Source organism: Candidatus Pelagibacter ubique HTCC8051, from assembly GCF_000472605.1.
Classification (GTDB): Bacteria; Pseudomonadota; Alphaproteobacteria; order Pelagibacterales; family Pelagibacteraceae; genus Pelagibacter; species Pelagibacter communis_B.
Genome location: NZ_KI421440.1, coordinates 1222309 through 1245804 on the forward strand (window position 1 = coordinate 1222309; position 23496 = coordinate 1245804).

The window sequence follows — 23496 nt, forward strand, 5'->3', positions numbered from 1 at the left end:
GTATTCTAACAAATTTTAGGCAAATGCATACCTAATATGCATAAATCGAATTGTTTTAAATAAATATTTTTTAAGTTACGAAGACTAAATGTATCAAAATATTATAGAAGTTTTAATACTTTCAGCCATTCAAGGTGTATCAGAGTTTCTGCCGATAAGTTCATCGGCACACCTAATTTTAGTTTCAAGTTTATATGAATTTAAATCAAGTTCATTATTAATAGATATAAGTCTTCATCTTGGTTCTCTATTTGCAATTATCTATTTTTTTAGAATGGACCTATTAGATGCTCGAAATAATAAAAGACTTTTAAGTCTTATAATTGTGGGATCAATTCCTTTGATAATTATTGGATATATCTTGTATTCAACTGGTATCATTTACCAACTTAGAAATATCAAAATCATAGCTTGGACAACTCTAATTTTTGGAATTATCTTATTTATTGCAGATAGAAATCGCTTTGATAAAAAAATTTCTGTAAATTTAAATCTACAGTCAATTCTTTTTATAAGTTTATTTCAAATTCTTTCATTAGTACCTGGGGTAAGTAGAGCAGGTATAACTATTACAGCTGCAAGAATATTAAAATTTAATAGATTAGATTCTAGCAAAATATCATTTTTACTTTCTATTCCAGCTTTAGGAGGTGCGAGTTTTTTAGGATTAAAAGATGTCTTTGATCAGTCAGTTGAATTTAATTATTTAGTAATAATTGCGGTTGTATCATCATTTATTTTTTCATTTATGACGGTAAAGTTTTTTTTGATTTATATAAATAAATTTTCTATGAATGCATTTGTTATCTACAGAATATTAATAGCATTGATTTTATTTGCTATAATTTACTAAAATTTCTTTTTTTAACTAATGGTAACAGTTGAGATAGCAAAACACCACATAGAATAAATAAGCATCCAAGTAAATTATTAATATCCAAAATCTGGTTTAAAATATACCAGGCTGCTATTGTTGCAAATACGCCTTCTAATGAAAAAATTATTGCTGCAGGGGCAGGAGTTATATTTTTTTGAGCATAGATTTGTAATACGAAAGCAAAGCCTCCAGATAAAATTCCAGCATATAAAATAGAATTTATTTCTTTCATAATTTCAATATAAATAAATTCTTCATAAATAAATGCTATTACAAAAGAAAATAACGCAACGATTAAAGTTTGTGCTGCACCAAGAGTTAATGGGAGATCGTATTTTTTTACAATTATTCCTGTAAAAATTATATGAGTACTCCAGAATAAAGCACCAAGAATTACTAAACTATCTCCAAGTCTTACTGTTGCGTCATAAAAATTTGTTAATAAATACCCTCCGATTAAACATAACACTACAGATGGCCAAACACTCCAATGAATTGATGTTCGTTTAAATAAAAAAATTATAATAGGTACTAATGGAACATAAAAAATTGTAAAAAAAGCAGCATTTGCAACATCTGTATATAGAAGAGCAACCTGTTGTAGAGCTGAACCTAAAAATAAAGATAATCCGATTAAAAATGAGAGATTAATGAAAGTTTTAGTGTCCGATTTAAACTCAGACTTAAATTTTTTTATTTCAAATAACAAAACTAATGGTGTGATAGCCAAAAAACCTATGAAAAATCTGACAGCATTAAATGTAAATGGACCTATATTGTCCATGCCAGTATCTTGAGCAATAAAAGTTGTACCCCAAATAAAAGTACACAAAAAGGCACTGAGCAAAGAGATAGTTTTTGACATAACCTATATTAAACAGCTAACTTATAAGCAAAATTTTTGCCTAGGTTTTCTTTGAGATTATTATTGAACCTTGCTGCCTCTGCGCCATCAATAATTCTATGATCATAGGATAAAGATATAGGCAACATTGTTCTTGTTTGAAATTTTCCATTAATAAATATTTGTTTTTTTTGAGATTTACCTACTCCTAAAATTGCAACTTCTGGAAAATTTATAATTGGAGTAAAAAATGATCCTCCTATTCCACCTAAACTTGTTATAGTCATAGAACCACCAAACAATTCCTTTTTGTCAATTTTAAGATTTCTACAAAGTTCACTTACCTCTTTTAATTCCTCACTAAGAAATGAAATTTTTTTATTGTCAGCGTTTCTAATTTTAGGAACCATTAGTCCATTGGGAGTATCAACAGCAATTCCAATATGAAAATATTTTTTTAATGTCATTTTTCCAGTTTCGATCTCATCAATAGAAGAATTAAAACTTGGAAACTTTTTTAAAGAGGCTACTAACGCTTTAATTATAAATGCTAAAGGAGTAATCTTAATTTTTTCTCCAGTATACATGTCTGTTAGAGAATTTCTGAAATTTTCCATTTCTGTTATATCTGCCTCATCATGATTTGTGACATGTGGTATAGTTGTCCAAGAATTTGTTAAATAAACTGAAGATAATTTTTTTACTCTTGGAATATTTTTAATTTCAATTTCTCCAAAATCAGAATGTTCAAATTCATTTTTAATTTTAATTATTTTGTCTTCTCTAATTTCACTTATGTTTTTTGATTTAGATGAAACAAATTTTTTAATATCATCTTCAATAACTCTTCCATCCTTTTCACTTCCTTTTACTTTAGCAATATCTACTCCAAGTTCCCTTGCAAATTTTCGAGCTTTTGGGCTTGCTGATGATGTTTCTTTGAATAAAGTTTTAACTTGATTAATTGTAGTTTCCTCTATTTCTGGTTTAATTATTTCAATTTTTTTAAACTCTTTTTCAATATTTGGCTTTTTGTCAGCATTTTTTTCTGTTTGAGATTTTTCTTCTAAAATTAATATCAAATCACCTTCTGAAACTTTATCTCCTACTTTTATTTTTAAAGATTTAACTTTTCCTTCAGAGTTTGATGGAATTTCTACACTGGATTTATCACTTTCAATTGTAATTAAAGGCTCATTTTTTTGAAGAGTTTGGCCCTCAGAGATCAAAACTTCTACTACCTCAACATCTTTAAAATCTCCAATATTTGGTACTTTAATGTGAGTTTCAGACATTATAATTTAGTGGGCATTGGTTTTTCACCATCAATATTATATTTTTTTATTGCGTCTTTTGCATATTTTGAGGCTATTAACTGCTCTTTAGCTAAAACACTTAGACTGTAAGCAACTAAATGTTCTTTATCTACTTCAAAGAATTTTCTTAAATTTTTTCTAGTATCACTTCTGCCAAAACCATCTGTTCCTAAAGAGTAAAAACTTTTATTAGTATACGGTCTTATTTGATCTGAATTCATTCTCATATAATCAGATGCTGCCATTATTGGACCTTCAGATTTTCCTAAACATTTTTCAACAAATGAAGTTTTTTGTTCTTTATCAGGGTTTAAAAGATTATATCTTTCAATTTCCATTCCATCTTTTCTTAACTCATTAAAACTTGTTACACTCCAAATTTCGCTGTCAATTTGATATTCATTTTGAAGAACTTCTGCTGCTGCCATCATTTCTCGAAGTATAGTACCTGATCCTAAAAGTTGAATTTTTGTCTTCTTAAACTTATTAAATTCTTTTATTTTATACATACCTTTAAGAATACCTTCTTCACAGTTTTTATCTTTTGGCATTTCAGGATGAGAATAATTTTCATTCATTGTAGTAATATAATAAAAAACATTTTCTTTCTTTTCATGCATTCTTCTCATGCCTTCTCTAAAAATTACAGCTAGCTCATAATGAAAAGTTGGATCATAAGTTACACAATTTGGTATTGTCGAAGCAATTAAATGGCTATGTCCATCTTGGTGTTGAAGTCCCTCTCCAGCTAAAGTAGTTCTACCCGCTGTAGCTCCAATTAAAAATCCTCTTGCTTGGCTATCACCAGCAGCCCATGCAAGATCACCTACTCTTTGAAAACCAAACATAGAATAAAAAATGTAAATAGGAATCATTTCTATATCGTGGTTTGTGTACGCTGTAGCAGCAGCTATCCATGATGACATTGCACCAGCTTCATTAATTCCTTCTTCTAATACCTGGCCACTTTTATCTTCACGATATGAACTTAGCTGCGCAGCATCTTCAGGTTCATATTTTTGGCCTTCATGTGCGTAAATTCCTATTTTTTGAAAAAAACCTTCCATTCCAAATGTTCTTGCTTCATCTGGAATAATTGGAACTAATCTTGGAGAAATATTTTTATCTCTTAACAAGTTAGTAAACATCCTAACCATTGCCATGGTTGTTGACATCTCTTTTTCACCAGTTGAAACTTTCATAAAATCAAAAATATCTTTTGATGGGGCTTTAATTGGTTTGGCGTAGGTAGTTCTTTCAGGTAAGTAACCACCTAAATTCAACCTTCTTTCTTTTAAATATTTAATTTCTGGAGATTGTTCATTAGGCTTAAAATATTCAATATTTCTAACCTGTTCATTAGTTAGTGGAACATCAAATCGATCTCTGTAGTATAGTAAATCATCAGCATCTAATTTTTTTGTTTGGTGAGTTGTATTTACACTTTCACCTGACTTACCCATTCCATATCCCTTGATAGTCTTTGCTATAATTACGGTAGGGCTTCCTTGATTTTTTGTAGCTTTATCATAAGCTGCAAATACCTTGTGTGGATCATGTCCACCTCTGTTTAACCTCCAAATATCTTTATCTGATAAGCTTGATACTAACTCTTGTGTTTCAAGATATTTACCAAAAAATTTTTCTCTAACATAAGCACCATCTCTTGCTTTCATTGCTTGGTATTCTCCATCAACCGTTTCATTCATTATTTTTACTAAATGACCTGTTTTGTCGTTTGCTATCAAAGAGTCCCAATAAGAGCCCCAAATTACTTTTATAACATTCCAGCCAGCTCCTCTAAAGCTACCTTCTAATTCTTGAATAATTTTTCCATTTCCTCTAACAGGACCATCAAGCCTTTGAAGATTACAATTAACCACAAATATTAAATTATCTAATTTTTCTCTAGCTGCTAGACCGATAGCACCCATAGACTCTGGTTCATCCATTTCTCCATCACCTAAAAATGCCCAAACTTTTCGACCCTCATCTTTTATGAGACCTCTATTAATTAAATATTTCATGTATCTTGCTTGATAAATTGCTAGCATAGGTCCTAAGCCCATTGAAACAGTTGGAAATTGCCAGAACTTAGGCATTAACCATGGATGTGGGTAAGATGAAAGTCCACCTGAATTTACTTCTTGTCTAAAACTATCTAATTGTTTTTCGTTTAATCTACCCTCTAAGAATGCTCTAGCGTACATTCCTGGGGCGCTGTGGCCTTGAAAATAAACTAAATCCCCACCAAATTTATTATTTTTTGCTCTCCAAAAATGATTCATACCAACATCATATAAAGTTGCTGCAGATGCAAACGTACCTATATGTCCGCCTAATTCTGGAAATTTTTTATTTGCTCTAACTACCATTGCAGCTGCATTCCATCTAATTAAAGACCTTATTCTTCTCTCAATATTTTGATCTCCATTTGATTTAACTTCTGCTTCAGGAGGTATTGTATTTATATAAGGGGTATTTTGAGTGTAAGGAATATTTGCACCTTCACGATAAGCTTTATTAATTAATTCTTTAATTAAAAAATGAGCTCTTTGATTTCCATCTTTTGAAATAACTGCCGACAAAGACTCCAACCAGTCACGGGTTTCTAAGGGATCTGTATCTTTACCGTTAGTAACGTGAATAGTCGATTGTTCTTTCTTTTGAGTAGGTTGATGGGTAACTTTTACCTCATCTTTTTTTTCTGCTAAAGCTGCTTCTGCTTGTTTAATGATACTTTCAGTATCTTTTGGAACTAGATTATTTTTTTTATTTTCTCCTGAAGAAATGATATTTAAGATGATATCTCCTTTCGAAACTCTATCTCCAACTTTAACTTCGACTTTTTCAATCTTTCCAGTCATAGTTGAAGGGATTTCAACGCTTGATTTATCGCTTTCAATCGTAATTACTGGGTCGTTAATGTTTAATTGATGACCTTGTTTTGCAAGAACTTCTATAACTTCAACTTCCTCGAAATCTCCAATATCAGGGACAAGTAATTTTTTACTCATTATTTTAAATCGGTTTATATACTTAAAAAAAAGTATGTTTAATGTTAATTTAGCACATTAATATGGCTTTTTACGCAAACCTGTATTTTATTTGAACAAAATTGTTAATAAAATTGAAAAATACAGTAACTTTAGTCAATTTTAGAAATTAAATTAATAAGGACCGCTGGCCAAATTGGATAAGGCGCTCGGCTACGAACCGGGAGACTCCAGATTCGAGTTCTGGGCGGTCCACCAAAAGAGGTAAATAAATGTTAGATTGGTTGCTAAAAGCATCTCTGCAAAAATCGGTTATATATTTTTTTATAATTGTCTTAATAATTTTATTAATCTTAACTTTTGTATTATAAAAAAACTATGAGTAATGAGTTTGAACAAATAAGTGTTAAAGCTGGATTTATGAAACACAACGGAGGTGTTTTATTCAAAACTATTTCTGAAACAGAGTATGAATTTAAATCAACAATTAATGAAAATCACTTAAATGCTGCTGGCATAACTCACGGTGGTTATTTGTCAGCATTAATCGATGCTGGCGCAGGAACTGCTGCTCATAGGGCTAGTGGAAATTCACCATGTGTTACAATTTCATTAGATTTAAAATTTATTGGGACATCTAAAATAGGTGATGAAATAATTGGATTTACAAAAATATTAAAAAAAACAAATACACTTGTATTTTTATTTTGTGAATTGAAATGTAATGATAAAATTATTACATCTGCGTCTGGTGTCTGGAAGATATTAAAAGTTAAGCCCTCAAATTTAGGGCCTGGTGGCTAGTTTATTTTTTAAGTTGAAAAAATAAAATTGGTAATACTAGAAAAAAACCTATCATTGATGATTGGATACCTGGCGCAATGAATAGTAGTGATATTATTCCTAAATACCATCTATGAAATAATGGAACTGTTTTTAACCAATAGCCTGCAAAACTAATACCTATAAGTCCAATACCAATCATTGCAGAGATTAAAGTTTCAAAAAAAATATATATATCAAAACCTTGAGCAACTAGTAACAATGATGGCGAATAAACAAATACAAATGGCACTAAAGCTTTTGCGATACCTAATCTAAAAGCTGTATTTCCAGTTTTAAATGGGTTCGATCCAGCAATTCCAGCTGCTGCGTATGCTGCAAGTGCCACAGGTGGAGTTATATCTGCTAAGACACCATAATAAAATACAAAAAAATGTGAAACAATTGGTTCTATATTTAATTGAGTCAAGGCAGGAGCAGCTACGGCAACTAATATAATATAAGTTGCAGTTGTTGGAACACCTGTTCCCATAAATATACATGAGATTGCAATTAATAATAAGGAAAAGAAAAGTGTTAGGTCTTCAATAGAAAATAAATTAAATGGAATAAAATTTAAAAAAAAACCACCTATATCTCCAGCTGTTTGAATTACAACATACCCCAATCTAAAACCAACACCTGTTAATGTAACTACGCCAACAATTATTCCTATTGAAGCTGCTGCTGCTCCAACAGCTAGAGTATTTTTTGCACCTACCGAAAGGCACTCAAGTAAATCTTTAAAAGTTAATCTATTTTTTTTTTTTATAAAACCAATTACAACACAAGCAATAATTGCGTTTACTGCAGCATAATCAGGTGTTCGACCAATCAGTATTAAATAAACAAGTAAAATTAATGGTGCTAATGAAAGCCAATTATCTTTTATAATTGAGAAAAATTTAGGCACTTCATTTTCTCTCAAACCTCTAAGACCAAGCTTTTTAGCCTCAAGATGAACCATTATAAATATACCAAAATAATGAAGCAGAGCAGGTATAAGTGCTGCAGCTAAAATATCTCTCAAAGGAACCTCTAAATATTCGACCATTATAAAAGCTGCAGCTCCTAATATTGGAGGGGTAATTTGTCCACCAGTTGATGCTGTAGCTTCGACTGCTCCTGAAAAATGAGGAGGGTAACCAACTTTTTTCATTGCAGGTATTGTTAGTGAACCCGTTGTAACTGTATTTGCTATAGAAGATCCAGATATAGTTCCTAAAAATGCAGAAGAAAAAATTGCAACTTTTGCAGGTCCCCCTGAATATTTTCCAGCAATAACCATTGCAATATCAATAAAAAGTTGCCCAAGCCCAATCCGTGTTGCAAGAACACCGAAAAGTATAAATAAAAAAACATATTGTGCCATTACACCTACTGCAATCCCATAAATTCCCTGATTAGTTATATAAATATGATTTACAAAACCTACCCAACTAGCACCACCATGCTTTAATGCACCTGGAAAATATGGACCAAAAATTGCAAATAAAATAAAAAATAAACAAATTAAGGGTAAAGTAAAACCTATAGATCTTCTTGCAGCCTCTAAGGTCAAAATTATTAGAATAGAACCCATAAAAATCTCCATACTAGTTGGATTTCCTACTCTAGAAGCTAGAATTTCTGGAGGAAGTAAAGGTAGATATAAAGCTGTTACAACAGTAAAAATAAAAAAAATAATATCTAGATAAGGTACCTTAAAATCTTTTGTATTTTTGTCTATTTTTTTCCAGCTATAAAAGATGAACACTAAACTTACGACAAAAGAGATATGAATTCCTCTATGCAAAATATCTCTAACTGTTCCAAATCCTGATGCATAAAAATGATAAACTGACATTAAAACTAATGCATAGAATGCAAAAGTTTTAAAAAAATTTTTAAGTTTTCTTTCATTGGTTTTGACTTCATACTTTTCTACTAGTTCAGAAACTTTTTTTGATGAAATATTAAATTCAAACATGATAGTGCCCTAGATCTTTATAATCTAGGGCAATATAATTATAGTTTATTTTATAAGACCGGCTTCTTTATAAAATTTTTCTGCACCAGGATGCAAAGGCACACCTACTCCAGAAAGAGCAGATTCAGGCGTGATAGTTTTACCTTTTGCATGACCAACGTCCATTAGCTTTCTAGACTCTTTATTCCATAAAGCTTTTGTAATTTGGTAAATAAGCTCATTATCTTCTTTTGCAGAGGTAAACCATTGTGCTCCTACTGCTACAGTATTTACTTCATCAACTCCTTCGTATGTTCCTGAAGGAATAGGACTTTGAGAAAAAAATCCATATTTTGAAGTAAGTGATTTAGCTCCATCACCATCAATTGGTACTAATTTAATATCTACAGAAGAAGCCAATTCAACAACTGCCCCTGTAGGAAAACCAGCTACAACGAAAATTGCATCTACTTTACCATTTCTTAAAGCGTCAGTAGCTGCTTTACCTTTTAATGCTTCAGCTTTTACATCGCCTGTGCTTAGACCATTAGACTCTAAAATAAGTTTAGCATCTACATAAGTACCTGAACCAGGTTCATCTAATGAAACCCTTTTTCCTTTTAAGTCTTTAACAGAGTTAATTTTGCTATCTTTAAGCGCTATTAGATGAATATGTTCTTGAAAAAGTGCCGCTATAGTTCTTAGATCTTTAGCAGGAGCTTTTCCCTCCATTGTTCCAGTTCCTGTATATGCCCAATAAGCAACATCAGATTGTGCAAAACCTGAATTTCTAAGGCCTGAAATTATAGCGTTAACATTATCAACAGATCCTCTGGATGAAACAGCAGATGCAATTAAATTTGGCACTCCACAACTTCCACCTTTTCCGCACTCTCTTGATCCTGGTGGTTTTGATATTGCATTCGCTATCATTCCTCCAACTGGATAATAAGTATAAGCAGTACCACCTGTACCTATTGTAAAGAAATTAACTTCTGCAGAAAATGCTTTTCCACTTATACCGGTAGTAAAAAGCAAAATTATCAAAAAGTTTTTAAATAAATTTTTAATCATTATCTCCTCATTTATTTGGTTAGTAATTAAATGATATTTAATAACAATGAACTTTCATTGTCTATCTAAATTTTTAACTTAATAAGTTAATTCTTTTAAATTCTTAAATTGTTCTAAAGCTTTGGGGTTTGCTAAAGCTTCTTTGTTTTTGATATTATTTCCTTCTATGATATTTTTTACAGCTAATTCAACTATTTTGCCACTTTTAGTTCTTGGAATGTCCCTTACTACAATAACTTTATTTGGAACATGTCTTGGAGATGCATTTTTTCTTATCTTAATTTTAATTTTTTTTAATAAATCTTCAGTAAGTGAAAATTTTATATTCATAACAATAAATAAAATAATTCTCACATCATTGTCCCATGATTGTCCCACAACTATGGACTCTTTTATCTCCTTAAACTTTTCAACTTCTGAATAAATTTCAGCTGTTCCAAGTCTTACACCACCTGGATTTAATGTGGTATCTGATCTTCCATGAATAATAAATCCTCTAGTTTTTTTAATTTCGGCAAAATCTCCGTGATGCCATGTATTATTGAATCGATTGAAATATGCATCTTTAAACTTTTTGTCTTTTTTATCATTCCAAAATTTTAAAGGCATTGATGGAAAAGAATTTTTACAAACGAGCTCTCCTTTATTGTTTTTAATAGATTTTCCCTTATCATTAAAAATATCAACATTTAAAGCTAATCCCATATTTTGAATTTCACCCATATGTACTGGTTGGTATATATTTCCTAATACGAAACATGACACTATGTCTGTACCACCTGAAATTGACGATAAATGAACATTTTTTTTTATATTTTGGTAAACATATTTAAATCCATCATTAGAAAGTGGCGAACCTGTAGAACAGATTGTTTTTAATTTATTAAGTTTGTATTTGTATTTTAGCGTCGGCTTAAATTTACGAAGCGCATCAATATATTTTGCGCTTACACCTAATAATGTAATTTTTTCTTTATTAGCAATTTTTAATAATAGATCATCTTTTTTATACATTGGAGATCCGTCAAATAAGACAATTGAAGCTTTAGAAGCTAATGAGCTTACTAACCAATTCCACATCATCCAACCACAAGTCGTAAAGTAAAAAACATTGTCATTTTCTTTAATATCACAATGTAATTGATGTTCTTTTTTGTGCTGAATTAATACGCCACCAGCTCTATGACAAATGCATTTTGGTTTACCGGTAGTTCCACTTGAATAAAGTATAGCAAGCTCATGTTCAAAATCAAAATTGGGGTAAGAAATGTCTTTAGTATTTATTTTCATCAATTCTACCCATTTAGTTACCTTGACATTATCTATTGTTTTTTTCTTTTTTAAAAAACTCTTTCCAGGGTAGCTTGTAATTACAACATTTTTAATAGATGGAATTGCCTTTAAAATCTCTGGAAGTCTATCTATGATATTTATTTTTTTTCCATTATAAAAATATTGATCTGTTATAAATAATATTTTTGGGCTAATTTGAGAGAATCTTTCAATTACACCTTTAACTCCAAAATCGGGAGAGCAAGAAGACCATATAGCACCAATCGCAGAAGTAGACATAAAAGCCTCTACAGTTTCAATTGTATTAGGCATATAAGCTGCAACTCTATCTTTGGGATAAATTTTATTATTTTTTAAAAACTGCACTAATTTATTAGTGTTTTGATTTAATTTTTCCCAACTTCTCTCTTCTCTAAAACCATTTTCGCTAATAAAAGTAGCTGCTTTTTTTTTATCATTTTTTGCCAATAAATTATTAGCAAAATTCAATTTACTCCCAGGTAAAAATAAATTTTTATAAAATATCTTTGATTTTCTAATTTTTTTATTACTTTTTACTCCATTAATTTTAGTAAAATCCCAAAAAGAACTCCAAAATTCTGAGGAGTTTTTAATGCTCCAATTTAAAATTTTTTGAAAATCGTTATTAAATTTTTTATCAAATTTTTTTGAAATATAATTTTCAAATTTAAATAGATTTGAATTTTTTTTCTGATTTATAGATGCTTGCCAAAGTTTTTTGGTCATTTCTTTTTTTAAATTACTATTATAGAATTAATCTTATTTATGCTAATCTAACTATAGTTTATAAGCAAAATGAGAACTTTTTACTCTCCGATTCGGTCATGTTTTAGTCTATTTTTGTTCTTTAACACCAACAATATCTGGTAGGTAAAAAAAAAGGTATACCAAAGGTAGAAATGATTAAACACAAAATTACTGCTGTTCTTGGACCCACAAATACAGGAAAAACTCACCTTGCTATTGAAACAATGCTTTCATTTGACTCAGGCATGATAGGCTTTCCTCTAAGATTGTTGGCCAGAGAAGTTTACGACAAAGTAATAAAAAAGATTAGTGTAGATAAAGTTGCCTTAATAACAGGTGAGGAAAAAATTATTCCAAACAATGCTAAATACTTTTTATGCACAGTAGAATCTATGCCAATTGATAAGCATTTAGATTTTGTTGGTGTTGATGAAATTCAAATGTGTGCTGATCATGAAAGAGGTCACATTTTTACGGATAGACTTTTAAAAATGAGAGGTGAAAAACTTACAATGCTTATGGGTTCTAATACTATCAAAAATATAATTTCAAAATTAGACGGTGACATAGAATTTATAAATAGAGAAAGATTATCAAAATTAACATATACAGGTCATAAAAAAATTTCAAGAATTAATAGAAAAACTGCAATAATAGCTTTTTCAGCAGAAGAAGTTTATGCAATAGCTGAATTAATTAGAAGACAAAAGGGTGGTGCAGCGATTGTAATGGGATCACTAAGCCCAAAAACAAGAAACTCTCAAGTAGAACTTTATCAATCCGGTGATGTTGACTTTTTAGTAGCAACTGATGCTATAGGAATGGGTATAAATATGGACTTAGATTATGTTTTTTTCTCTAACCTAAAAAAATTCGATGGAAAAAAATTAAGAAAATTAAATTTATCTGAAATAGGACAAATTGCTGGAAGAGCTGGAAGATATTTAAATGATGGAAGTTTTGGTATTACGGGTGATTGTAAAGAAATCACAGCTGAAGATGTAGAACTAATAGAAGGACACAAATTTGAAGAAATTAAAACTTTATTTTGGAGAAACTCCGATTTAAATTTTAATAATCCTCTCAGTTTGATCAAGTCTTTAGAGGAAAAACCAAAGATGGGTTGGTTACGTAAAATACACGAATGTGAAGATGAAAAAGCTCTTAAGTATTTTTTAAAAGATAAAAGTTTTATAAATTTAGATTTTAACAAAAAATTACTTAGTCTTTTATGGGAATGTTGTCAGATACCTGACTTTGTAAAAAAAACGTACGGAAATCACTATGAAGTTATTGGAAATGTTTTTAAATATTTAAGTAGTGGAAAACACCAAATTACAGATGAATTTATGAGATTACAGTTGATAAAACTTGATAAATTAGAGGGAAATGTGGATTCTTTATCAAATAGAATTGCAAATGTTAGAACTTGGTCTTATGTTTCAAATAAAAATAATTGGACAGAAAATCAAGACTATTGGATTGAAAAAACTAAACATCTAGAAGATAGACTATCAGACAGACTTCATGAAGAACTTACCAAAACATTTATTGATAAAAGGGCAAGTGTTTTAGCAAGGGGCCTGAAACAGGATATGGAATTCAAAACAAAAATACTTGAAAACAATGATGTGCTGATAGATGAACAATTTATTGGTAAAATAAATGGGCTTAAATTAGCACTAGATTTAAAAAAAGGTGCCTTGGAGACAGATACTAAGTCATTAAGAAAAGCAGCAAGACAAACTATTGGGCCAGAATTAGAAAAAAGAATTCAAGTTATTATTGATACAGGGATAATTGAATTAAATAATGATTTTAAAATTTATTGGAATAACTTCCCTATTGCTAAATTATATTCTGGTCATGATTATTTAAATCCAAATTTTGAACTAATAGTTGATGATATTATTGAACCTATTCAAAAACAGAAGCTTAGTGAATTCATTGGTAAATGGCTACAAGATAAAATTAATTTAGTTCTTAAAAGTTTAGTTGATCTAAAAAATCTTAAAGATAAAAATTCATCAATCAAAGCTTTGGCATATCAACTTTATGAAAATAATGGTGTTTTAAAAAGAGAACAGGTATCTGAATATCTAAAATCTCTTGGCCAAAATGAAAGAAAAATTTTAAGAGACTTAGGAGTAAAATTTGGAAGATATCATGTATTTTTGTATCAGCTAATCAAACCAGAAGCTGTGTCATTAAGAACATTACTATGGAAAAATTATCATCAAAAATATTATAATATTAAACTGCCAATATTTGGCTTAAATTTTTTAGATGACAAAGAAAATAAAAATAAAAATTTCATGCTTTTATGTGGGTTTGAAAAATTCGATAATTTTTTTGTAAGAATAGACATCTTGGAGAGATTATTTATGGTAATCATAAACTCAACAAATTCAAAAGAAAATAAAGAAGTTAAAATAATACCAGAAATGCTAAACTTATTAGGCTGCAGTAAAGATAATTTCAAAAAACTTTTACAAAAAATGAATTATAAAATATTTGATAAAGAAGATGAAACTTATTTTAAATATAACCCAATTAAAAAATTTAAAAAAAATTCAATAAAAAAAGTTTCAAATGAAAATCCATTTAAGATTTTAAAAAATTTAAATCTTGATTAAACCTTATGTTTTTTAAAAAAAGTTCAACTAAAACCAAAAATCCCTTTTTAGTTAAAACATGTGCGTTATTGATTCATGCAGCAAAAATTGATCAAAATTATACTGAAAACGAAGAAGAAATTATTAAAAAAACTCTCTTGGAATTAGGTGCTAAAAAAGAAACAATTTCTCATACTATTAAGGATGCTAAATCAATTGAAGAAAACTCAAATCAAATTTTAGATTTTACAAAAGAAGTAAAAAATTTATCTGAGTCCGAAAAAATTAAAATTATAGAAGCATTATGGTCTATTATTTATTCAAATAATGAAGCTGATATATATGAAACAAATTTGATGAGACGTTTAGCGGGTTTACTTTACATTGACAGCTCAACGATGGGCGATATTAAAGATAGAATTAAAAAAAAATTATAATGACTTATATAGTTAACGATAAATGCATTAAGTGTAAATTGACTGACTGCGTTGATGTGTGTCCAGTAGATTGTTTTTATGAAGGCAAAAATATGCTTGTAATTAAACCTGATGAGTGTATAGATTGTGGCGTTTGCGAGCCTGAATGCCCAGTGGATGCTATCAAAGCAGACACTGAACCTGGAAGTGAACAATGGTTAGAAATCAATAAAAAATATTCAGAAATCTGGCCTAATATAAGTGAAAAAAAAGATCCTCCTACGGATCATGAAAAATTTAAAAATGAGCAAAATAAGTACGAAAAATATTTTAAAGAAAATCTTTAAATCAAAACCTGAAAAAAAAGTAAAAAAAAAAGTTTCTGTAAAAAAAGTTAGTAAAATTAAAAAATCAATAAAGGAAAAAACTAAAAAAATTAAAAAAGTTGATAAAACAAAATCCAAAGTAATTAGTAAAAAGATTATCTCTAAACCAATTAAAATAAAGAAAACAGCAAAAGCTTCTACTTCTAAAGAAGAGACAAAAGTTGATAACTTAAGAATTTCTAAAAGTAACGAAATAAAACCAGAAATCAAGAAAGTCAAAAAACAAGAAACTGAAAAAAGAGAGTACAAAATAAAAGATTATGTTGTTTATCCGAAGCATGGAGTTGGTCAGATTACTGAGTTTAAAAAAATAAACATAGGTGGTATTGATGTTGAAACATATGTTATCAAGTTTGAAAAAGATAAAGCTAATGGAATGGTACCTGTGAATAAACAATCTCATTTAAGACCTTTAGCAACAATCAACCAAGTGAATAAATGTATCTCTATTTTGAAAAGTAAACCAAAAATTAAAAGATCTATGTGGAGTAGAAGAGCACAAGAATACGAAGCAAAGATCTCTTCAGGTAAAATTTATGAACTAGCAGAAGTAGTGAGAGATTTGAATAAAGGAGATGATCTTATGGTTGATCAGTCTTATAGTGAGAGACAATTGTTTGAAAAAGCATATGAAAGAATCTTATCTGAGTTCCAAATTGTGTTGAATGTATCTTTAGAGGACACACAAAAGAAACTAGATAAAGCTTTAAAAAGAAATTTAGGTGGCCAAGCTCAACCAATAACTTCTGCTCCAAAATCTTCTACATCAGAATTGCCTGTTGAAGAGCCTATTACTGATTCTGACGAAAATTTAGATGAATAAAAAAAACGCCTCTCATACAATATGTAATGAGAAGCGTTTTTAGTTAAGACTAGTAAATTACTATCTTTTTCTTCTTTTAGCCTTTTTAGCCTTTTTAGCTTTTTTCTTAGTTTTCTTTGCTGCTTTTTTCTTAGTTTTTTTAGCAGCTTTTTTTCTTTTCTTAGGCATCTTTAGCTCCCTGTTTAAGTTAAACGAATCAAGTTGATTCGCTATTAACATATTTTTATTTTTTTATACAAGTTATGTCAATTCTTTAATTAAAAAGTAAATTTATAAAAATTTTTTTTTATTTTTGTTTTTTATTAAATTTTTTTTATTAATTTAGTTAATGTTTATGCGGATAATAATCAAATTTTTAAATACAACTTAATAAAGTTTTTCTAATAGATTTTTATATTTTTCAGTAACTTTTTTTCTTTTCACTTTCATTGTGGGAGTCATTAAACCATTTTCTATAGAAAAATTTTCTTCTATTAATTGAATTTTTTTTATTTTTTCTAATAAAGTTAATTTTTTATTTATTTTTTCAATTACATTATTAATTTTTTCTTTTTCTTTTTCTTTTAAAAATTCTTTACTAGGTACTATTAAAGCAACTAAATAATTTTTTTTATCTCCATAAACCATACATTGGTCAATTTCTGGCTCATTTGTAATCATATTTTCAATTTTAGCTGGTGAAATATTATCTCCACCTGCACTTACAATAATATCTTTTTTTCTATCAGTGATTTTTAAATAACCATCCTCTGAGTCTATTTCTCCTATATCACCTGTATAAAGCCATCCATCAATAATTGCCTTGTTAGTCTCTTCTTTCTTATTCCAATATCCCAGCATTACATTTTCACCTTTGACTAAAATTTCACCATCATCAGCAATTTTAACTTGGTTTCCTCTAAAAGGCGGTCCAACAGTCTCTACTTTTATTTTGTGTATGGGGTTACAACTTACTACCGGCGACGTTTCTGTTAGTCCATAACCTTGAAGTGTAGGAAGTCCTACAGAATTTAAAAATTCTCCTATTTCTTGATCTAATGCACCTCCACCAGAAACAAAAGCTTTTAAATTTCCTCCAAACTGTTTTTTTATTTTTTTTCTAACTAATATCTCAACCATCAAATTAAGTAATTTTTCAGAAAAAGTCATTTTTTGATTTAATAATTTTTTCTTACCCAATCGTAAAGTTGCTTCAATTAGTTTTGCTTTAAAACCAGTTTGTTTTTTTAAATTGATATTAATTTTGTTATAAAGATTTTGATAAAATCTAGGAACAGCTGTCATAATTGTTGGTTTTGCTTCAGATATATTTTCTAATAGTTTTTCTATTTTTTCTGCATAAAATACTTTTGCTCCCACAGCAATCTGTGCAAATTGTACACAGTGTTCATATGAATGGGATAGAGGAAGCCAGGTTAAGAATACTGGTCTAGAATTAAACAATGGTTTCATAATTTCACAAGCTCCTACAAGATTGTTTAAAATTCCACCATGACTTAAAATTACTCCCTTTGGATTTCCACCAGTTCCAGATGTATAAATTATACAAGCAGGGGAAGTTCTTTTTAATTTTTTATTTTGAATTTTATCTTCTTCTAATAATTTATTTTTTAATATGGTATTAAAGTCTAGATACTTATTTTTGTTAATTATATCTATATTATTAATTACTTTATTAACTTCATCTAATGTTATGACTTTTTTAATAAATTCTTTTTCATTAATTGTATTACTTAATTTTTTTAGCATCTCATTGTTCGAAACTATGATTAGGCTAGGTTCACAATCTTCAATTAAGTATTTATAATCCTCTTCTGTATATGTAGTATAAGCAGGAACAGTAATTCCACCAGATAACATTATTGCCATATCTGAGACAAACCATTCTGGTCTGTTTTCTGAAACCAAGAGGCATCTATCGCCTTCTTTTATGTATTCTTTAATTATTTTAGATAGATTTAAAATATTTTTTTGTGTTTCCTCCCAAGTATATGCTTTTTTATTATTTGGATTTAACCATTGTAAAAAAATGCTTTTTTTATTTTGTTTTTCTACTTGGTGAGAAAATAATTCGATTAAGTTGTTTAAATTATCTAAATTCATATTTTTTTGGTGGGCGAAGAGAGAATCGAACTCTCACTTCTTGCGAAACACGATTTTGAGTCGTGCGCGTCTACCAGTTCCGCCATTCGCCCATTATATTCAATTAAATATATTTAAATAGTATAAGAACTAAATTTATATTAAAACCAAAAAATGTTTCAAACACTTTACAAAAAATGTTTAAATCTAGCTGCTCATAAAAGTTCAAATTTTTATTTAGGTCTTGTATCTTTTATTGAAAGTTCATTTTTTCCAATACCACCAGATGTAATGATAATTCCAATGGTTATTGCTAAAAAAAAAGAGTTTATTAAAATATTTTTAATAGCATCTATATTTTCAGTTTTAGGAGGTATTTTAGGATATCTAATTGGCTACCTATTTTTTGATTTTGCAATGTATGTTATCGAGTTTTATAATTATGAAGATAAGGTTAAAGATTTAAAACTAAATATGTCACAGGGAAATGGCTTTCTAGCTTGGTTAAGTATACTTTTCTTAGCAGGCTTTACACCTTTGCCCTATAAAGCTTTTACAATAGCTAGTGGTTTAATTGCTTTTAGTCTGCCTGTTTTTATAGTTGTTAGTTTAATTTCAAGAAGCCTTAGATTTTTTATTGTTGCATTTTTATCTTATAAATTTGGAGAATTATTTACTAAATATATGAATAATCATGGATCAAAATGGTTTACTGTTATTGGAATTTTAATAGTTATAATATTTGTATTTGTATATTTGATTTTAAAATTTAATGATTAAAAATAGTAACAATTTAGTAATAAAATTTATTTTTTTAGTCAGCATTATTGCTTTAGTGTCTGCATTTTTTATTGAATATATTCTTGGACATCAACCTTGTAATCTTTGTGTTTTAGAAAGAATTCCATACTTCTTAGCAATAATAGTAGTTTTACTTAATTATAAATTTATTCAATTTGAGAGATTTTTTATGCTTTTGCTCGCAATCATATTTTTGGCAGGAACTATTCTATCGCTATATCACTTGGGTATTGAGCAGGGTTTTATTCAAGAGTCATTAGTTTGTGATCTAAAAAATGGATCAAATTTATTATCAAAAGAGGAAATTTTAAAGCAATTACAAGAAAAAAGTGTTAACTGCAAAGATGTAACATTTAAAATTTTTGGATTATCGCTTACAAGCTATAATATTTTAATAACTTTACTAATTACTGTTAGTGCTGGAAAAATTTATTTTAATTATGACAAAAATTAATAAAAAAAGAGTAGAGGAATTTATTAGAGTTGATCATGCTGGAGAACGCGGTGCTATTAAAATTTATGAGGGACAGTTATTAGCGTTAAATACTTTCGTAAAAGATGAAAATCTTAAAAAAATAATTGAAGAAATGAAAGAACATGAAAAAGAACATTCTGAATATTTTGAAAATGAAATTAAAAAAAGAAATATCCAACCAACAAAATTTTTACCCTTGTGGGATTTGATGGGTGTTGGCTTAGGGTTTGGTTCAACATTATTGGGAAAAAAAGCTGCTATGCTTTGTACTGCTTCTGTTGAAGAAGTTATAGATAAACATTATTTAAATCAAATTAATCAACTTGATGTTAGAGAAAAAGACTTAAAAAAAAAGATTACAAAATTTAGACAAGATGAAATAGATCATAAAAATATTGCTTACGATAAAGGTGCTACAAAAAAAGGTCCCTACTTATTATTGGACAAAATTATTAAAACAGGTTCAAAAATTGCAATAAATATCTCTGAAAAAATCTAGGCTTCTAATTCAACATCCCAGTATAGATAATCCATCCAGCTTTTATGTAAATAATTAGGAGGAAAATTTTTACCATTTTTATGCAAATCCTCGGTTGATGGACGATAAGGATGTTGGTTAAGCTTCATATCTGAGTTTTTTAATAATTTACCGCCCTTTTTTACATTACATGCAGAGCATGCCGTTACGACATTATCCCAATTAGTTTCTCCACCTTTTGATCTTGGTAACAGATGATCGAAAGTCAGTTCCTCACTACTCCCACAATATTGACATGAAAACTTATCTCTCAAAAAAACATTAAATCTTGTAAAGCTAGGCCTTGTCTGCGGAATTATATAATCTTTCAATGCAATGACACTTGGTAATTGCATATTAAATGAAGGACTTCTTATAACCCTGTCATAATTACTTACAATTATCACCCTATCTAAAAAAACAGATTTTACAGTATCCTGCCATGACCATAGAGATAAAGGATAATAGCTTAATGGTCTATAGTCAGCATTAAGAACTAAAGCTGGACACTTTTCTAATGAAACATCTTGTTCGATAAAATTATTCATTAAGTATTTTTAACTTACTTAAACAATTTTATCAATAATAAGAGGCGTTAATTTTTTTTTAAAATATAATTAAGGGCTGTACTTGAAGCTTCTATAGGAATATGATGATCACAATTCTTTATCAAAAGTGTTTCTACACCAACATTATTTCTAATTAAAAAATCTTTTGCTTCTAAAAGATATGTTGATGGTACAACTTGATCTGCGTCACCATGAATCAATAAAGTATCAGTAGAATTTTTTATTCTTGATTTTAAATTATTTTGATCAATTATTTTTCCAGAAAATCCTACAATACATAAAAATTTTTCTTCAGATGTTAATCCAACATTCAATGATATCATACAACCTTGGCTAAAACCTGATAGACATATCTGATTATTTTTTAAATTAAATTCTTGCTTAATTTCATTAATAAATACTTTAATCTTTTTCTCAGCCTTAATTGATTGATCAAGCACATAATCTGTGTCATCTTTAGTAAGATCAAACCATTGGAATCCTGATGGATTTATAGGGCAAGTCTCATGTCCATTTGGACAAATAAAAACTGTATTTGGCATATGCCTTTTCCAGTTTAAAGTTAACATACTTATGTCTTTACCATCACCTCCATATCCATGAAGCAAAATAACAGCCTGTTTTATCTCTATACCTTCTTCAGGCTTAATTATTATTGAATCTAGGCAAAATGTCATAGTTAATTAATTTTGTTTTTTATTTTATAAAACAATTTACAGTATTTATATGATATCAGGAATTTTTGTTAAAATCCTCTCTATAGTTCTCCTAATAGCAGTAGGAGTTGTTTTAATTTTGGGAATTGGAACTCTTTTTAAAGGAGGTGAGACCAGCAAAAAATATTCAAATAAATTAATGCAGCTAAGAGTCCTTCTGCAATTTGTAGCAATACTCGTTCTAATTGGATTTGCTTATTTTTTTAAAAACTAATTATAAGTTTTAAGCCAGTTTATAAATATTTTATCATCAAAATCTATTGATCCCATAATTCTTGCAAACTCTTTTCCATTTTTATCTATAAGTATTGAAGTTGGAACACCCCGTAAAGAAAATGTTTTTGCAAGAGTTTTTGGTGCATCAAAATATGGATCAAAATTTTCAATATTTAAATCTTTGAAAAAAATATCAACTTTTTTTTTATTTTCTTTGGAAATATTAATTGCAAAAATCTTTAAATTTCCCAAATTTTTATTCATTTGAAGCCTATCTAACGATGGCATCTCTTCTTTACACGGCTCACACCAGGTTGCCCAAAAATTTAATAAAAGTAAATTTCCATTAAATTCTTTTATGTTAATTTTTTTATCATTTTTATCTAAAAAAATAACATTATCGTAGACTTTTAGATCATTATGAATGACAATATTTTTTATTTCAGATACATCATTCGCAATAACATTAGTTGTTAAAAAAATAAATAATATTAAAAATCTCATGTTAAACAGTTATAATTAAATATCATGGTAAAAAATAAAAACAACCAAGCAATATGGAGCAGTCGTATAAAAAAAAATGCGTCATCTTTATTTCAAAAAGTTGGAAACTCAATTGATATTGATAAACGACTTTATAAAGAAGATATTCAGGGTTCTATTGCTCACGTTGAGATGCTGTTTAAACAGAAAATAATATCTTTCAAAGTTAAAAATAAAATTATCTATGGACTTACAAAGATAGAAAAAGAAATTTTTAATAAAAAATTTGAGTTCAACAAAAAATATGAAGATATTCATATGAATATAGAAAAAAGACTTTTTCAAATAATTGGAGAAGAAGCAGGTTATGTTCATACGGCAAGATCTAGAAATGATCAAGTAATTACAGACTTTAAAATTTGGATAAGATCTGCAACTAAAGAAATAAATCTAAATTTAGATAAAATAATTAAAAGTACATTAAAACTAGCAGAAAAAAATATAGATACCATTATGCCTGGTTTTACACATCTCAAGAATGCACAAGCTATTTCTTTTGCTCATTATCTTATGGCTTATGTTGAGATGTTTAATAGAGATAAAAAAAGATTTACAAACAATTTAGATAGTTTAGATGAAAATCCTTTGGGTGTAGCTGCTTTAACAGGAACTTCTTTCAATATAGATAGAAATTACACAAGCAAAAAACTTGGTTTTAAAAAACCAACAAACAATTCAATAGATACTGTTTCCGATAGAGATTTTGTTTTAGATTTTTTATATAGTATTTCTGTTTGTTCAATGCATATTTCAAGAATTGCGGAAGAGCTTATAATTTGGAGCTCAGATGGTTTTAATTTAATTAATCTTTCAGATAAAGTTGTAACGGGCTCATCAATAATGCCTCAAAAAAAAAATCCTGATTTATTGGAATATTTGAGAGGAAAATCTGGGAGTAGCTATGGAAACTTATTTTCAATGCTTACAATTTTAAAAGGACTTCCCTTATCTTACTTCAAAGATCTTCAAGATGATAAGGAGATTGTTTTTAAATCAAATGATACTTTGATCAACTGTCTTAAAATTTTTGATGAAATACTAAAAAATTGTAGCCCTAACAAAAAAAAAATGATCCAGCTTGCAAACTCTGGATATATTACTGCAACAGATTTAGCGGACTATCTTGTAAAAAATCATTCAATGTCTTTTAGAAAAGCTTATCAAAGAACAGCTGCTGTTGTTAATTTAGCTGAAAAGAAAAAAAAGAGACTCGATGAATTAAGCTTGGAAGAATTAAAAAAAATTGAGACAAAATTAACTAGCGATGTTTTAAAGGTGTTTGATTTAAAGAATTCAGTAAATTCCAAAAAATCTTATGGAGGAACATCTTTTGATAACATCAAAAAAATGATAATAAAATATAAGAAACAAAAATGATTAAAAAAATTAGCTTTATCTT

The 23496-nt window shown here is 28.6% G+C and carries 21 protein-coding genes and 2 tRNA genes; 12 read left to right on the forward strand and 11 right to left on the reverse strand.

What is annotated here, in order from left to right:
• The first annotated feature begins 88 nt into the window (after positions 1 to 88).
• Positions 89 to 853 (forward strand): undecaprenyl-diphosphate phosphatase, encoded by a 765-nt coding sequence (locus F754_RS0106585; protein WP_023649123.1) that lies wholly within the window; start codon positions 89 to 91, stop codon positions 851 to 853.
• Here the strand turns inward: F754_RS0106585 and F754_RS0106590 are convergent.
• The 3 genes from F754_RS0106590 to aceE are packed head-to-tail and all read right to left on the reverse strand — an operon-like array spanning position 840 to position 6054.
• Positions 840 to 1742, reverse strand: coding sequence for a DMT family transporter (locus F754_RS0106590; protein ID WP_023649124.1), 903 nt, complete (start codon positions 1740 to 1742; stop codon positions 840 to 842). The genes F754_RS0106585 and F754_RS0106590 overlap by 14 nt on opposite strands.
• A gap of 8 nt (positions 1743 to 1750) precedes the next feature.
• The gene (locus tag F754_RS0106595; RefSeq protein ID WP_023649125.1) at positions 1751 to 3016 is read right to left on the reverse strand and encodes a 2-oxo acid dehydrogenase subunit E2; all 1266 of its coding nucleotides are present in this window, start codon (positions 3014 to 3016) and stop codon (positions 1751 to 1753) included.
• A complete protein-coding gene (gene aceE / locus F754_RS0106600) occupies positions 3016 to 6054 on the reverse strand; it encodes a pyruvate dehydrogenase (acetyl-transferring), homodimeric type (RefSeq protein ID WP_023649126.1) in 3039 nt (1012 codons plus the stop codon). The genes F754_RS0106595 and aceE overlap by 1 nt, the downstream gene beginning before the upstream one ends.
• Before the next feature lie 160 nt (positions 6055 to 6214).
• Here aceE and F754_RS0106605 point away from each other — a divergent pair.
• Positions 6215 to 6291, forward strand: a tRNA-Arg gene (locus F754_RS0106605).
• Between the two features lie 120 nt (positions 6292 to 6411).
• Positions 6412 to 6837 (forward strand): PaaI family thioesterase, encoded by a 426-nt coding sequence (locus F754_RS0106610; RefSeq protein WP_023649127.1) that lies wholly within the window; start codon positions 6412 to 6414, stop codon positions 6835 to 6837.
• Between the two features lies 1 nt (position 6838).
• Here the strand turns inward: F754_RS0106610 and F754_RS0106615 are convergent, their stop codons facing one another.
• From F754_RS0106615 to F754_RS0106625, 3 genes are all read right to left on the reverse strand, one after another.
• A complete protein-coding gene (locus tag F754_RS0106615) occupies positions 6839 to 8824 on the reverse strand; it encodes a TRAP transporter permease (protein ID WP_023649128.1) in 1986 nt (661 codons plus the stop codon).
• Between the two features lie 45 nt (positions 8825 to 8869).
• A complete protein-coding gene (locus F754_RS0106620) occupies positions 8870 to 9877 on the reverse strand; it encodes a TAXI family TRAP transporter solute-binding subunit (protein WP_023649129.1) in 1008 nt (335 codons plus the stop codon).
• 78 nt (positions 9878 to 9955) lie between these two features.
• Positions 9956 to 11917, reverse strand: coding sequence for an acetoacetate--CoA ligase (locus F754_RS0106625; RefSeq protein WP_023649130.1), 1962 nt, complete (start codon positions 11915 to 11917; stop codon positions 9956 to 9958).
• Positions 11918 to 12090: 173 nt separating this feature from the next.
• Here F754_RS0106625 and F754_RS0106630 point away from each other — a divergent pair, with 173 nt between their 5' ends.
• From F754_RS0106630 to F754_RS0106645, 4 genes are read left to right on the forward strand one after another with little or no spacing between them, the layout of a single operon-like run.
• Entirely contained in the window at positions 12091 to 14574 is a 2484-nt protein-coding gene (locus tag F754_RS0106630; protein ID WP_023649131.1) for a helicase, read from the forward strand.
• A gap of 5 nt (positions 14575 to 14579) precedes the next feature.
• A complete protein-coding gene (locus tag F754_RS0106635) occupies positions 14580 to 14990 on the forward strand; it encodes a TerB family tellurite resistance protein (protein WP_023649132.1) in 411 nt (136 codons plus the stop codon).
• Positions 14990 to 15316: a ferredoxin family protein gene (locus tag F754_RS0106640; RefSeq protein WP_023649133.1), complete on the forward strand. Its 327-nt coding sequence runs from the start codon at positions 14990 to 14992 to the stop codon at positions 15314 to 15316. The genes F754_RS0106635 and F754_RS0106640 overlap by 1 nt, the downstream gene beginning before the upstream one ends.
• The gene (locus F754_RS0106645) at positions 15258 to 16178 is read left to right on the forward strand and encodes a CarD family transcriptional regulator (RefSeq protein WP_023649134.1); all 921 of its coding nucleotides are present in this window, start codon (positions 15258 to 15260) and stop codon (positions 16176 to 16178) included. Before F754_RS0106640 ends, F754_RS0106645 begins: the two co-directional genes overlap by 59 nt.
• Before the next feature lie 366 nt (positions 16179 to 16544).
• On the opposite strand, the gene F754_RS0106655 is transcribed toward F754_RS0106645, so the two are convergent.
• Together F754_RS0106655 and F754_RS0106660 are read right to left on the reverse strand one after the other, a co-directional pair.
• Complete coding sequence (locus F754_RS0106655; protein WP_023649136.1) at positions 16545 to 18281, reverse strand: long-chain fatty acid--CoA ligase; 1737 nt, start codon at positions 18279 to 18281, stop codon at positions 16545 to 16547.
• A 7-nt stretch (positions 18282 to 18288) separates the two neighbouring features.
• Positions 18289 to 18373: transfer RNA gene (locus F754_RS0106660), tRNA-Leu, on the reverse strand.
• A 61-nt stretch (positions 18374 to 18434) separates the two neighbouring features.
• Here F754_RS0106660 and F754_RS0106665 point away from each other — a divergent pair.
• From F754_RS0106665 to F754_RS0106675, 3 genes are read left to right on the forward strand one after another with little or no spacing between them, the layout of a single operon-like run.
• A complete protein-coding gene (locus F754_RS0106665; protein ID WP_023649137.1) occupies positions 18435 to 19040 on the forward strand; it encodes a DedA family protein in 606 nt (201 codons plus the stop codon).
• Positions 19033 to 19515, forward strand: coding sequence for a disulfide bond formation protein B (locus F754_RS0106670; RefSeq protein ID WP_023649138.1), 483 nt, complete (start codon positions 19033 to 19035; stop codon positions 19513 to 19515). The genes F754_RS0106665 and F754_RS0106670 overlap by 8 nt, the downstream gene beginning before the upstream one ends.
• Complete coding sequence (locus F754_RS0106675) at positions 19502 to 20035, forward strand: demethoxyubiquinone hydroxylase family protein (RefSeq protein ID WP_023649139.1); 534 nt, start codon at positions 19502 to 19504, stop codon at positions 20033 to 20035. Before F754_RS0106670 ends, F754_RS0106675 begins: the two co-directional genes overlap by 14 nt.
• On the opposite strand, the gene F754_RS0106680 is transcribed toward F754_RS0106675, so the two are convergent.
• Together F754_RS0106680 and F754_RS0106685 are read right to left on the reverse strand one after the other, a co-directional pair.
• Positions 20032 to 20601: an HNH endonuclease gene (locus F754_RS0106680; RefSeq protein WP_023649140.1), complete on the reverse strand. Its 570-nt coding sequence runs from the start codon at positions 20599 to 20601 to the stop codon at positions 20032 to 20034. The genes F754_RS0106675 and F754_RS0106680 overlap by 4 nt on opposite strands.
• Positions 20602 to 20648: 47 nt before the next feature.
• Complete coding sequence (locus F754_RS0106685; protein ID WP_023649141.1) at positions 20649 to 21299, reverse strand: serine esterase; 651 nt, start codon at positions 21297 to 21299, stop codon at positions 20649 to 20651.
• A gap of 49 nt (positions 21300 to 21348) precedes the next feature.
• Here F754_RS0106685 and F754_RS0106690 point away from each other — a divergent pair, with 49 nt between their 5' ends.
• A complete protein-coding gene (locus F754_RS0106690) occupies positions 21349 to 21552 on the forward strand; it encodes a twin transmembrane helix small protein (RefSeq protein ID WP_023649142.1) in 204 nt (67 codons plus the stop codon).
• Here the strand turns inward: F754_RS0106690 and F754_RS0106695 are convergent.
• Positions 21549 to 22058, reverse strand: a complete 510-nt coding sequence (locus F754_RS0106695) for a TlpA family protein disulfide reductase (RefSeq protein WP_023649143.1) — start codon at positions 22056 to 22058, stop codon at positions 21549 to 21551. The two genes, F754_RS0106690 and F754_RS0106695, sit on opposite strands and share 4 nt — an antisense overlap.
• A gap of 24 nt (positions 22059 to 22082) precedes the next feature.
• Between F754_RS0106695 and argH the strand changes: the two genes are divergently transcribed.
• Entirely contained in the window at positions 22083 to 23474 is a 1392-nt protein-coding gene (gene argH, locus F754_RS0106700; RefSeq protein WP_023649144.1) for an argininosuccinate lyase, read from the forward strand.
• Positions 23475 to 23496 lie beyond the last annotated feature (22 nt).